This window comes from Rhodococcus sp. ZPP (genome assembly GCF_017656075.1).
GTDB classification, from domain to species: Bacteria; Actinomycetota; Actinomycetes; order Mycobacteriales; family Mycobacteriaceae; genus Rhodococcus_F; species Rhodococcus_F oxybenzonivorans.
Genome location: NZ_CP058638.1, coordinates 1,946,038 through 1,958,970, shown reverse-complemented (window position 1 = coordinate 1,958,970; position 12,933 = coordinate 1,946,038). Strand labels below are relative to the sequence as shown.

7 protein-coding genes are annotated in these 12,933 nt (G+C 66.4%); 5 read left to right on the top strand and 2 right to left on the bottom strand.

What is annotated here, in order from left to right:
- Positions 1 to 89 precede the first annotated feature (89 nt).
- Positions 90 to 1,589, bottom strand: coding sequence for a carboxyl transferase domain-containing protein (locus HYG77_RS09270; RefSeq protein ID WP_109327447.1), 1,500 nt, complete (start codon positions 1,587 to 1,589; stop codon positions 90 to 92).
- Between the two features lie 177 nt (positions 1,590 to 1,766).
- Here HYG77_RS09270 and HYG77_RS09265 point away from each other — a divergent pair, with 177 nt between their 5' ends.
- Genes HYG77_RS09265 through HYG77_RS09250 form a run of 4 tightly spaced genes read left to right on the top strand, consistent with a single transcriptional unit; the run spans position 1,767 to position 6,973 of the window.
- Positions 1,767 to 2,594 carry an FAD binding domain-containing protein gene (locus HYG77_RS09265; RefSeq protein WP_109327449.1) on the top strand — a complete coding sequence of 276 codons (828 nt, stop codon included), beginning with the start codon at positions 1,767 to 1,769 and terminating at the stop codon, positions 2,592 to 2,594.
- The gene (locus tag HYG77_RS09260) at positions 2,591 to 5,314 is read left to right on the top strand and encodes a molybdopterin cofactor-binding domain-containing protein (RefSeq protein ID WP_208962480.1); all 2,724 of its coding nucleotides are present in this window, start codon (positions 2,591 to 2,593) and stop codon (positions 5,312 to 5,314) included. The genes HYG77_RS09265 and HYG77_RS09260 overlap by 4 nt, the downstream gene beginning before the upstream one ends.
- A 10-nt stretch (positions 5,315 to 5,324) precedes the next feature.
- Positions 5,325 to 6,296 (top strand): antibiotic biosynthesis monooxygenase, encoded by a 972-nt coding sequence (locus HYG77_RS09255; RefSeq protein WP_109327453.1) that lies wholly within the window; start codon positions 5,325 to 5,327, stop codon positions 6,294 to 6,296.
- A gap of 35 nt (positions 6,297 to 6,331) precedes the next feature.
- Complete coding sequence (locus HYG77_RS09250) at positions 6,332 to 6,973, top strand: PepSY domain-containing protein (RefSeq protein ID WP_244373571.1); 642 nt, start codon at positions 6,332 to 6,334, stop codon at positions 6,971 to 6,973.
- Positions 6,974 to 6,981: 8 nt separating this feature from the next.
- Here HYG77_RS09250 and HYG77_RS09245 read toward each other — a convergent pair whose 3' ends face one another.
- Positions 6,982 to 10,128 (bottom strand): multicopper oxidase domain-containing protein, encoded by a 3,147-nt coding sequence (locus tag HYG77_RS09245; protein WP_208962479.1) that lies wholly within the window; start codon positions 10,126 to 10,128, stop codon positions 6,982 to 6,984.
- 369 nt (positions 10,129 to 10,497) lie between these two features.
- On the opposite strand from HYG77_RS09245, the gene HYG77_RS09240 reads away from it, so the two are divergent.
- Positions 10,498 to 12,738 carry an NADP-dependent isocitrate dehydrogenase gene (locus tag HYG77_RS09240; RefSeq protein ID WP_208962478.1) on the top strand — a complete coding sequence of 747 codons (2,241 nt, stop codon included), beginning with the start codon at positions 10,498 to 10,500 and terminating at the stop codon, positions 12,736 to 12,738.
- Positions 12,739 to 12,933 lie beyond the last annotated feature (195 nt).

The window sequence follows — 12,933 nt, the reverse complement described above, 5'->3', positions numbered from 1 at the left end:
CGTTGGATCCTGATTCCCTCTCACGGTAACGGGGAAACATTCCTCTCGGCGGCTGAAACGGAAGACCCGATGTTCGCCGGCGACGAAACCTAGCCGTTCGGCAGGCCGAGGTTCCGGTAGCGGGCCAGCCGCGCGGCGAATCGCTCGGCGTCGGGCGCAGCGATGAGCGTGCGCAGTTCGCGGGAAATGGCCTCGCCGACTCGCTTCGAGAAGTCGACGGGTTCGTCGGCGGCGTCGGGTCGCTCGGGAATGATCGCGTCGATGACGCCGTCGCGCAGCAGGTCGAGGGAACGGATGCCCTGTGCGGCCGCCATCTCCGGGGCGTGCGTGGTGTCGCGGTGGACGATGGCACTGGCACCTTCCGGCGGCAGCGGCGCCAGCCAGCCGTTCTGTGCGGCGAGGACGCGGTCCGCGGGAAGGAAGGCCAGCGCCCCGCCGCCGGTGCCTTGTCCCAGCAGAACCGACACGGTCGGAGTCTTCAGCGTCACCAGATCGGAGATGCAGCGTGCGATTTCCGGGGCCAGTCCGCGTTCCTCCGCCTCCTTCGACAGCGCCGCGCCGAGGGTGTCGATGACGAGGACCAGTGGTATCTGCAACTCCTCCGCGAGACGCATGCCCCGACGGGCCTCGCGCAGGGCGGCCGGTCCCATGGTATTGAGCGCCGACTGTCCGGCGCGGTCCTGGCCCAGGAGAACACAGGGGGCACCGCGGAACCGCGCCAGCGACAACAACACGGTGCCCTCGGTTTCCCCCTGCCCCGTTCCGCTGAGCGGGACCTGCTCCGTGGCCGCGTGCCGGAGGAGGTGACGGATACCGGGACGGTCGGCGCGCCGCGAGAGCATCACCGATTGCCAGGCAGGGACGTCGGGAATTTCGACGTCCGGGATCTCGGCGGTGACCGTCGGTGTGGCAGGAGGGTCGATCAGCACGCGCAGGGCGCGATGCACTAGGAGCCGTAGCCGACTGGCAGGGACCACGCCGTCGATGACACCGTTGCGGTACAGGTTTTCCGACGTCTGCACGCCGTCGGGGAACTTCTCGCCGTAGAGCGCCGCGTAGACGCGGGGACCGAGGAACCCGACCAGCGCACCGGGTTCGGCCACGGTGATGTGCCCGAGTGAACCCCAGGACGCGAAAACTCCGCCGGTGGTGGGATTGCGCAAATACACCAGATACGGCAGGTGCGCCGCCTTGTGGGTCGCCACGGCCGCGGCGATCTTGACCATCTGCACGAAGGCGACGGTGCCCTCCTGCATCCGCGTGCCCCCGGACGTGGGGGAGGCGAGCAGGGGCAGCCCCTCGCGGGTTGCCCGCTCGATGGCGCTGACGATGCGTTCGGCCGCCGCCACCCCGATCGAACCCGCGAGGAACGCGAACTCGCAGGCGATCACAGCTACCCGGCGACCACGAACCGTGCCGACTCCGGTGAGCACCGATTCGTCGACGCCCGACTTCTCGGCGGCCTTCATCAGGTCCGTTCCGTACTTGTCGTCGGGCCGCACGTCCACCGGGGTGGTGTCCCAGGAGACGTAACTGCCCTGATCCAACACCAATTCGAGGACGTCGTGGGCGGAGATCTTGGCGGCCATGGCCCTGAGAGTAGCGGTACGTCCGCAGGGAGCGATGCCTGCTACGGCGGGTGACGGCAGTCCATTCGGCGGGAACAGCGCAAACGGCGCCGACACACCGTCGCCGGTGTCTAGAGTCGAAGACGTCGATGCAGGTTGGGCATGAGAACGACACCTTCCCCCGAGGGGAGCAGTCCCATGGATCTCCACACTGTCACGGACGTCGTTCGACGACCATCCGACAGGCCGGGGGAGGCGTGGTGTGACGGCGACGCCTGGCTGGCCGGGGGCACGTGGTTGTTCTCCGTCCCGCAGCCCGACGTCCGCCGCCTCGTCGACATCACCACCCTCGGCTGGGATGCGCTGGTGGCCGGTGACGCCGGCCTGGAGATCGGTGCCACGTGCACGATCCGGGAGCTGTATGCGCTGGAGCCGCCGGGCGACTGGCTCGCCGGCCCGTTGCTGGCCACGAGTTGCGAGGCGTTTCTGGCGTCGTTCAAGGTATGGAATTCGGCGACAGTCGGCGGCAACATCTGCATGTCACTGCCTGCCGGCCCGATGATCACGCTGACCGTCGCGCTGGAGGCGACGTACACGCTCTGGAATGCCGACGGATCCGAACGCACCGTCGATGCCGTCGACTTCGTGACGGGAGATCACCGCAACATCCTCGCGCCGGGTGACATCCTGCGGCGCATCGACATTCCGGTGAGTGCCTTGCGTAAGCGTCACACCCACCGTCGTTTCACGCTTACGCAGTTGGGTCGTTCCACGATCTTCCTGATCGCCACGCAGTCGCCCGGAACCGACGACTTTCTGCTCACCCTGACTGCGGGCACCACCCGTCCGGTGCGCCTGTCGTTCGACTCCATGCCCGATGCCGACGCGTTGCGCCACAGCATCGACGACCTACCCGCCGACGTGTGGTTCGACGATCCGAACGGCACTCCCGACCACCGCCGTCACCTGGCGAAACACTTCGCCGAAGAGATTCGCAGTGAACTGGCACCGGGAGAACTGTCATGACGTACACCGTGAACGGCAAGACGTTCGACGAACAACCCGAGCCGGGCCAGTGCCTGCGCACCTTCGTGCGCGCACTGGGCCATCACGGTGTGAAGAAGGGATGCGACGCGGGCGATTGCGGCGCGTGCACGGTGTGGCTCGACGGCGTCCCTGTGCACAGCTGCATCACCCCTGCTTTCCGGGCCGACGGCCACGAGGTGACGACCATCGAGGGGCTGGTCTCACCCGAAAATCTGCACCCGGTGCAGCGCTGCTTCCGCGATGCGCCGGGCTTTCAGTGCGGTTTCTGCACTGCCGGCATGATCATGACTTCGGCGACGTTCACGGACGCGCAGAAGGCGGATCTGCCTCGCGCGCTGAAGGGTAACTTGTGCCGTTGCACCGGGTACCGGGCGATCGAAGACGCGATCAACGGTGTCACCGAGATCGAGGAAGCGCTGCCGGGCAAGGCCGTCGGCACCAGTGTGGGAGCGCCCGCAGCCACCGAAGTGGTCACGGGCCGCGCCGAGTTCACCATGGACACCGAGATCGAGGGCATGCTGCAGCTGAAGGTGCTGCACTCCCCGCACGCCCATGCGCGCATCGTCTCCATCGACAAGACCGCGGCGCTCGCCGTTCCCGGGGTGCTGCGGGTGTACACGTGGCAGGACGTGCCCCGCAAGAGGTTCACCACGGCAATCCACACCGATCACCTCGTCGACCCCGACGACACCTACATCCTCGACGACACCGTGCGGTTCGCCGGGCAGCGGGTGGTTGCGGTACTCGCCGACACCGTCGCCGCCGCCGAGGAGGGATGCCGCAAGGTGGTGGTCGAATACGACATGCTGCCTGCGGTGTTCGACCCGGAGGAAGCGATGGCGGACGGGGCGCCTCGGCTGCACGGCTCGGACGACCCCTTCGTACGGGACCCCGACCACAACATCCTCCTCGAACTCCACGGGAACATCGGTGACCTCGAGGCGGGGCTGGCCGAGGCCGACGTGATCCACGAGGGCACCTACTTCTCCCCGCGCGTACAGCACGCGCATCTCGAGACGCACGGGTCGATCGCGTGGATGGAGGACGGCAGGCTGCACGTGCGCACCAGCTCGCAGTCGCCTTCCATCGCCAAGGTCAAGCTGGCCCATCTCTTCGACCTGCGTCCCGATCAGCTGCGTGTGTTCTGCAAGCGTGTCGGTGGCGGTTTCGGTGGCAAGCAGGAGGTGATCACCGAGGATCTGGTGGCGCTCGCCGCCCTCGACACCGGGCGTCCGGTCTGCTTCGAGTACACCCGGGAGGAGGAGTTCACGACGGCATCGCCGCGGCACCCGATGACGTTGACGATCACCTTGGGAGCGCGGGCCGACGGCACGCTCACCGCGTTCGGGGTGCGCAACGTGTCGAACACGGGCGCCTACGGCAATCACGGGGGCGAGACCCTGTTCGCGGCCGGAGCCGCCATCTCGATGTACCGGTGCCGCAACAAGAAGTTCGACGCGTACTCCGTCTACACGAACACGGTGCCGAGTGGTGCGCTGCGCGGGTACGGCATGACTCAGCCGGCGTTCGCGGTGGAGTCCGCGATGCACGAACTCGCGGTCGCCCTCGACATCGATCCGCTGGAACTGCGCAGACGCAACATCGTGCGCCCCGGGGATTCCCTCGTGGCAATCGACGACCGGCCGGACGACGTCGCCTTCAACGAGGACGGCCTCGGCCAGTGCATCGACCTCGTCGACGCTGCCCTCTCGCGCAGTGCGGACGGGAAGGCGCTCGGTGGCCACTGGCTGATCGGCACGGGTACCGCCAGTTCTGTGCACGAGACCGCCCCGCCCACGGAGCACATCTCGGAGGCGTGGCTGACACTCGGTGACGACTGTGTCTACGAATTAGCAGTCGGCACGGTCGAATTCGGGGAGGGAACGTCCACCGCGCATGTGCAGATCGCCGCCAACCAGCTCGGCACCACACCCGCGCGGGTGCGGCTCGTGCAGTCCGACACCGACCGGACCGGTTTCGACACAGGAGCGTTCGCGAGCGCGGGCCTGTTCGTCGCCGGCAACGCCGTGCTGCGGGCATCCGACGCCCTCCGCGACCGCATCCTGGCCTTCGCTGCCGCACACACCCGGTCCGATTTGTCCGACTGCTCGATGGACGACGACGGCGTTGTCTGTGGTGGCGTCCGCGTCTCGCTCGGCGAACTCCTCGATGCGGCACACCGACGCGGTATCCGGTTCACCGCGGCGCGCAAGGCGTACGGCTCGCCGCGCAGCGTGGTGTCGAATACCCACGGCTTCCGTATCGCCGTTCACCGGATCACGGGCGAGGTCCGCATCCTCTACAGCGTTCATGCCACCGACGCCGGCGTTGTCATCAACCCGGCTCAGGTGCGCGGCCAGATCGAGGGCGGCGTGGCCCAGGGCATCGGGTTCGCGCTGACCGAGAACTACCACGTCGACCACACCGGCACGATGATCAACCCGAGCCTGCGGAACTACCGCATCCCCACGTACGCCGACGTCCCGCGCACGGAGGTGTTGCTGGTCGACTCGTCGGATTCTGTCGGCCCGATGCGGTCCAAAGGCATGGCGGAGTGCTGTATCAACCCGGTGGCGCCGGCGTTGGCCAATGCCCTGCACGACGCGACCGGTGTGCGCTACCGGGAGTTGCCGTTGACACCCGAGCGCATCTACCGACGGCTCGGGGAGTCGACGAGCGTTGTGACGGCGCAGGCGTAGGGCGGCGGCGATGCGCGCGGAACGGATCGACAGCGGCGCCGCGACGGTGATCATCGGCCAGAAGGTCCGCGCCGGTTGCGAGCAGGCCTTCGAGACGTGGCAAGAGGACATGAATGCCGCCGCCTCGGATTACGCCGGGTTCATGGGCGCGGAGATCACCGCACCGACCGACGTGCAACCCGACTGGGTGGTGGTCTACCGCTTCGATTCCATCGCTCACGTGCAGGCCTGGATCAACAGCGCCACCCGGCAGGAGCACCTCGACGTGGGGCAGCGGTACGTCGACGGTCCCGCCACCCAGCAGGTCCTCGGCGGGGACACCCGACCCCACGACCCGCTCGTCACCGTCGTCGTGTCACATCGCGTCGCGTCCGGCAACGTCACCGCCTTCCTCGACTGGCAGGAGCGACTGCGCCTGGAAGAGAGCAGGTTCGAGGGGTTCCGGGGCAGTGAACTCTTCCGTCCCGTCGAGGGCGTGCAGGACGAGTGGACCGCGCTGTACCGCTACGACACCGCGGCGCACCTCGACACCTGGCTCACCTCGAAGAAGCGGCAGGAGCTGCTGGCGGAGGGTGAAGAGTTCTCCGACTTCGAGTTACGCACCGTCGACAACTCCTTCGGCAGTTGGTTCGCGTTCGACGAGAACGGCAAGGAGGCCCCGCCGCCGTCGGAGACCAAAACCTCCATCGCTGTCTGGGTCGGCCTGTATCCCACCGTCGTGCTGCTCACACTTGCGCTGTCGCCGTTGCGGATGCCGCTGTGGCTCGGAATGCTCGTCGGCAATCTGCTGTCCAGCTTCACCATGAGTTTCCTGACGATGCCCCACTACGTGAACCCGCTCCTGGGGCGGTGGCTGCGGCCCCCAGCGGGTGCGTCGAAGGTGAAGTCCAACGTCAGAGGGATCGCGCTCGTCGCAGCCGCCAATGTGTTCTGGGTGCTCGTCTTCTTTCTGGTGACCACCCAGTTCTGGACGCTGCCCTGACAGCAGCGCCCCCGACACCGTCAACGGAAGGATCGATGATGACCGCGAAAACCGTGCGAGGTACGAGCCTGACCGCCCTTGCCATGGCATCGGCACTGCTCCTGGGAGGTTGTGGCTCGGACAGCGCCGACGACTCCGGTTCGCAGACCAGTGCCACGGCAGCCGTCACCACGACGGATTCGGCAACCACGACGGATTCGGCAACCACGACTGGCGCCGGCACCTCGCCCAGTGGGACGGCGGCCTCGACGGCGGTGGGCAAGCAACAGGCCGAACAGATCGCTCTGGCGACGGTGCCCGGAGGCACGGTCGTCTCGTCCGAAGAGGTGAAGCGGGACGGTAAGACCGTCTGGCACGTGCATATTCGCGACGGCAGGGGCTGGGACTACGACGTGAACGTCGACGCTGCCAACGGCACAGTCGTATCCGAGGACCAGGACCGGGACGACGACGAGGCTGCGACCACCCCCTCCGTGCCGGCCGCGTCGCAGGCGGTTACCCAGCAGCAGGCCGAGCAGACTGCCCTGGCGACGGTGCCCGGGGGCACGGTGGTCTCCTCGGAGGAACAGCAGCGGGACGGTAAAACGGTGTGGCACGTGCATATTCGCGACGGCAGGGGATGGGACTACGACGTGAACGTCGATGCCGCCACCGGCGTGGTGGTACCCGACAACTGACGGACGATCTACCGCCCACCGAGCGGCACCGGTCCGCTCGGTGCAGGCAGCGGGGGGAGAACGCCCAGCGGGGACGGCACCAGGGTGCCGGCCTGCGGGTCGGCCCTGCCGAGTTCGAACTTGCGGATCTCGGCGCCGCCCGGTCCGGCACCACTGACGAGTAGATCTGCGCCCGTGGTGGTGCTCGTCGTGGCCACCTGCACGCCACTGCCCGGGAACGGCACGAAGGCGGCGATCTGCGTGAAGGTGACGGGCCCTGAATGATGGTTGGGGCTCTCGAGATACATCGCCGGTTCGCCGTCGAGTCGTGAACCGCTCGACCAGACGCGAACCGTGCCGTCGCCGCCGAGCTGGCCGGCGACGATGCTCTGAGCGCCGCCCTCGGCGCCCGCGACCCACCCGGTCGACAGGGAGACGCCACCGGTATAGCTCTCGTCGAAGGCCAGGAAGTCCGTGGTGGTCACGGGCCCGGCAGCGTGGCCGGCATGCTCGTCCGTCGAACCGCTCGCCTCGGCCGCAGCGGTCTGGGTGTACAGGTCGTAGCGAAATGTCTTCACGCGGGGTGCTTCACCCGGACCGGGCGCGGTAACGATGCTGTCCCGGCCCGAGACGGCGTCGACCATGCCGGTGGCAACCGTGACACCCGACGTCGAACCTGGGTACGGCGTGAAGCTCCCGAACAACCCGGGGGCCGTGCCCTTCTCGCCGGGAAGACCGAAAATCTTCACTTCCGACTCGATTCCGGGACCGGAGCCGACGATGATGTTGTCGGCCAGGGCGTTGCCGTCGATGTCCGCGCCTGCGACAGTGACACCACCGCGGAATTCCGCGTCGAAGGGCGCGAAACGGGTGAGCTCGGAGAGGAACCCGTCTGCTCCGTCGTAGGCCACCACCTCGGGTGCCACCCCCGCACCCGTGCCGGCCACGAGGTCGAGCACCATGTCGCCGTCGACGTCGGCCATGGCGACGGTCGGCGTTCCCTCGAACGAGGGAAAGGGCGTGGCGGTCGAGACGAGCCTGTCACCGTTGCCGTCGTAGACCTGCACGGTCGCCGCCCCTCCCGGTGATCCAGGTACCGCGACCGCGTACGTCGACACCTCGGGGATCACGTTGACAGTGGCCATCAGCCCGTTGTCCTCGTGGTTGAGTCGATGGCAGTGGATGACGAAGGTGCCGATGTACTCGGTGAACTTCGTGCGCAGCGTCACCGAGGCCGGTACGAGCGGGTTCTCGTTCGCGTCGGTCACCGGCGCCGGCACGTTGACGTTGTCCTCACCCCACATCTGCACCCCTGTCCTCGTGCCGGCGACCGGGTCCACGATCTCGGTAACCTGAAAGTCGTTGACGTGGATGTGCATCGGGTGTTCGTCGTTGTTGAGATTGGTGATCAGCCACTCCTCGACGGAGTTCAGCCGCGGCTGGATCAAGGGAATATTGGGGAAGGTGTTGTCGTCGAACTCGTAGGTGAATGCCTTGGGGTCGCTGTTGCTGGCTTTCTCGTTGCCGAAACCGCCCGAGACGGTGAGGGTGCGTTTGACGTCGGGCGTCATCGCCGACGTGTCGACGAAAGACGTGTAGGCGTCGAGTTTCTGCCCGGGTTCGAACGGTGTGGTCCGTCCCTGCCCGTCGTCCGGGGTGGCCTGGACGAGTTTCTGCGTGGGAAAGGTGAAGAAGCCGTCGGCGTAGCTGATGACCGACGGGTCGACGGTGACGGTGCCCAGAACAGCGGGCGGGTTCTCGGTGCCGTCGTTCGTGTACAGCACACCGGGATTGCTGACCGGCTGCGCGTTGTCCAAGGGCGGCATGTCCAGCACCAGGTCGCCGGTCTGCGGCATCGTTACCGCAATCGCGTACCGCGACGCCGGCGGGATGACGAGCCGGGTCCCGTCACCGCCGACGGGCCTCTCGACCTGGGGGAAGGGATTTCCGTCCTGGCCGACTACCGCGAATTTCGGGTGGTTGCCCGTCGCCGTCTCGGTGAGGCGCAGCGGCATGTAGGCGAAGTCGCTGATGTTCGCGAGCACCCAGATTTCGGTCTGTCCCGGCTTCAGCTTCAGTTCCGGCTGGAACTGGCCGTTCACCGTGTACTGCACATCGCGCTGATTGTCCGGCAGGGACGGATCCGCGGGGATGTTTGTCGTGTCGCTGCTGAAACTCTGCAGGTTGCCGGGCACGAACTGGTTCTGTCCCCGGTGGTTGGCGGGCGACAGCGGTCCGCTGTACCAGTTGGTGAAGTACTGGGCGCCCTCCGACGTTTCCGAGAAGTTCACCGGGGCCAGGCTCGGCGAGTACGTGCCGTCGGCGAGCTGGTCGCCTTCGGGGGGCGTCAGCGTGCTCACGTACTGCGGCCAGTTCGGGTCGTTCAGCTGATGCCCGCCGCCCTTGCGGTCGAACACGAAGTTGTACTGCAACGCCATGTCCCGGATCGGGATGTCGTGCTCGGTCACCAGCGGCAGGTTGCCGTCGGGACGCCCGATCTCGAGGAGTCCCGCGAGTCCGAGATACGTCTGCTGCGCCGTGACCGTGTGGCGGTGGCTGTGATACCAGTACAGGCCGTTCGGCATGTCCTTCGGCACCGCGTAGTCGTAGACGTTGCCTTTGCCCGCCGGGATGTCGAGTAGGACGTTGTCGGCGTTGCCGTCCGGACTGACATGCAGTCCGTGGGTGTGGAGATTGAGCGGTGACGACGTCAGAGGCGGCGGGTAGATCGGTACGTCCCCACCTGCGGGTGTGAAGGCGGGATCGTAGAAATCTTCGATCGTCAGGTTCTGCAGGTCGTTGTCGTAATGGATGATCAGACGCTCACCCGGATCGACCCGCAGCGTCGGGGCCGGGTAGACGCCGTCGGCCTCCGTCGAACCGTCGGAGGCCGTGCCTCGGAGAACCTCGTACCCGAAGAGCAGAAAATTCGATACCGGCGCCGAGGCGGTGTCGAGGTCGACGGTGCCCTGATGGGCCGAGAGCCGCACTTCGAGGACCCCGCCGTCGCTCGTCAGCTTCACCGGCTCCTGGTACGCGACGGGTGCGCCGTCCGGCCCGGAATTGCCACCACCCGCGGTGGTCGTGTCGGATGCGCAGCCGGCGAACATCAGAGTGAGCGACATGACCATCGTGACAGCGACCAGGACGACCGGCCTTCTGCGACGGACGACCATGACGTTCCCCGTTCCACGACCGCACGTGAGCAGCGCCGATCGACATATCGAACGCTACACGGCACGCACGGCCGCAATCAGGGGATTCGCGCCTTCACCCACTCGCGGCCCAGCGCGGGGCGGTCGTCGAGCGCCCGACGTTCAAGGTAGAGATTCGGCGGGCCCTCGGAGACTTGCCCAGTTGCTCGACGCGACTGCCCACTGGAGTGTTCGAGCGGTCGACGAAACCAGCCGTGGACAAGTGGAGTTCGAGTACCGGCGCTTGTATATGGTCGTGGTGGTGTCGCACGTAGCCTGTTACCCGACGCGATACCGTAGCCGCACGCATAGCTCTTCGTAAGCGGACCGAACTAACGCGGGAGATCAACCATGAGCGCCGACAAACAGTCGACCATCCTCTACACGCTGACCGACGAGGCGCCGTTGCTCGCGACCTACGCCTTCTTGCCAATCGTGCGCACCTTCGCCGGCGCCGCGGGCATCGAGGTCGAGTCCAGCGACATCTCGGTGCCGGCGCGCATCCTGGCCGAGTTCCCCGACTGTCTGACCGAAGAGCAGCGTGTCCCGGACAACCTCGCCGAGCTGGGTCGTCTGACACAACTGCCCGAGACCAACATCATCAAGCTGCCCAACATCAGCGCGTCTGTGCCGCAGCTCCTGGCCGCCATCAAGGAGCTCCAGGGCAAGGGCTACCAGATTCCGGACTTCCCGGACCCCCCGAAGACCGACGAGGAACGTGAGATCCGGCAGCGCTACGGCAGGATCCTCGGCAGCGCGGTCAACCCGGTCCTGCGTGAGGGCAACTCCGATCGCCGCGCACCCAAGGCGGTGAAGGAGTACGTCCGCAAGCACCCGCACAGCATGGGTGAGTGGTCGATGGCCTCGCGCAGCCACGTCGCGCACATGCGGCACGGCGACTTCTACCACGGCGAAAAGTCGATGACGCTGGACCGGCCGCGCAAGGTCCGGATGGAGCTGGTGACCAAAGGCGGCGAGACGATCGTCCTCAAGCCCGAGGTGGACCTGGGCGAGGGCGACATCATGGACAGCATGTTCATGAGCAAGACGGCGTTGCTCGACTTCTACGAGGAACAGATGGAGGATGCGCGCAAGACGGGCGTGATGTTCTCCCTCCACGTCAAGGCGACGATGATGAAGGTCTCGCACCCCATCGTCTTCGGTCACGCGGTGAAGACGTTCTACAAGGACGCCTTCGCGAAGCACCAGAAGCTGTTCGACGAGCTGGGCGTGAACGTCAACAATGGTCTCGGCGACCTGTACGACAAGATCGAGACGCTGCCCAGCACGCAGCGCGACGAAATCAATCAGGACCTACACAACTGCCATGAGCACCGTCCCGAGTTGGCCATGGTCGATTCCGCCCGCGGCATCTCGAACTTCCATTCACCCAGCGACGTCATCGTGGACGCCTCGATGCCCGCGATGATCCGCTCGGGCGGGAAGATGTACGGCGCCGACGGAAGACCCAAGGACGTCAAAGCGGTGATGCCGGAGTCCACTTTCGCGCGCATCTACCAGGAAATCATCAACTTCTGTAAGACCAACGGCGCGTTCGACCCGACGACCATGGGTACCGTCCCCAATGTCGGGCTCATGGCGCAGAAGGCGGAGGAGTACGGCTCGCACGACAAGACTTTCGAGATTCCGGAGGAGGGCGACGCCAACTTCGTCGATGTCGACACCGGTGAGGTGCTGCTCACCCAGCACGTCGAGGCGGGCGACATCTGGCGCATGTGCACCGTCAAGGACGCGCCGATCCGCGACTGGGTCAAGCTAGCGGTCACCCGGGCACGCAACTCCGGCATGCCGGTCCTGTTCTGGCTCGACCCGTACCGTCCTCACGAGAACGAGCTGATCAAGAAGGTCGAGTTGTACTTGCAGGATCATGACACCGAGGGCCTCGACATTCACATCATGTCGCAGGTGCGCTCGATGCGGTACACGCTGGAGCGACTGATCCGCGGGATGGACACCATCGCCGCGACCGGCAACATCTTGCGCGACTATCTCACCGATCTGTTCCCGATCCTCGAACTCGGCACGAGCGCCAAGATGCTGTCGATCGTGCCGCTGATGGCGGGCGGTGGCCTGTACGAGACGGGCGCAGGCGGGTCTGCGCCCAAGCACGTCAAGCAGTTGGTGGAGGAGAACCACCTGCGCTGGGATTCGCTCGGTGAGTTCCTGGCGTTGGCCGTCAGCCTGGAGGACCTCGGCATCAAGGCCGGCAACGAACGCGCCAAGATACTGGCAAAGACGCTCGATGCAGCGACCGGCAAGCTGCTGGAGACGAACAAGAGCCCGTCGCGCAAGACCGGCGAGCTCGACAACCGGGGCAGTCAGTTCTACCTTGCGATGTACTGGGCGCAGGAACTTGCCGCGCAGACCGAGGACCAGGAACTCGCGGAGCAGTTCGCCCCGCTTGCCGAGGCGCTGGCCAGGGACGAGGACACGATCGTGCGGGAGCTGATCGAGGTGCAGGGCGCGCCGGTTGACATCGGCGGCTACTACAAGCCGGACAGCGAGAAGACCGTCGCCGTGATGCGTCCGAGCAAGACTTTGAACACCACGCTGGCTGCCGCCCAACGCTGAGCCCGATCGTCGCGGCGGATCCCGGACGGCGTGGTCGCGACGACCTCGTTGCCACCGGGGTGCGGGGTAGCCCGCCGCGACGGTGGTTATGCTCAATCCCCGCAACCCAGCGTGAGAGCGTGGCCGGCGCGCAGGCGCGGTCGCCGGCCTCGGTGTACGTGTCGGGGCGTCAATCAGATATTCCGCCAACACCAT

Excerpts from the sequence above, each read along its gene's own strand:
- HYG77_RS09270 (WP_109327447.1), bottom strand. The coding sequence starts at position 1,589 with ATGGCCGCCAAGATCTCCGCCCACGACGTCCTCGAATTGGTGTTGGAT.
- HYG77_RS09265 (WP_109327449.1), top strand. The coding sequence starts at position 1,767 with ATGGATCTCCACACTGTCACGGACGTCGTTCGACGACCATCCGACAGG.
- HYG77_RS09260 (WP_208962480.1), top strand. The coding sequence starts at position 2,591 with ATGACGTACACCGTGAACGGCAAGACGTTCGACGAACAACCCGAGCCG.
- HYG77_RS09255 (WP_109327453.1), top strand. The coding sequence starts at position 5,325 with ATGCGCGCGGAACGGATCGACAGCGGCGCCGCGACGGTGATCATCGGC.
- HYG77_RS09250 (WP_244373571.1), top strand. The coding sequence starts at position 6,332 with ATGATGACCGCGAAAACCGTGCGAGGTACGAGCCTGACCGCCCTTGCC.
- HYG77_RS09245 (WP_208962479.1), bottom strand. The coding sequence starts at position 10,128 with ATGGTCGTCCGTCGCAGAAGGCCGGTCGTCCTGGTCGCTGTCACGATG.
- HYG77_RS09240 (WP_208962478.1), top strand. The coding sequence starts at position 10,498 with ATGAGCGCCGACAAACAGTCGACCATCCTCTACACGCTGACCGACGAG.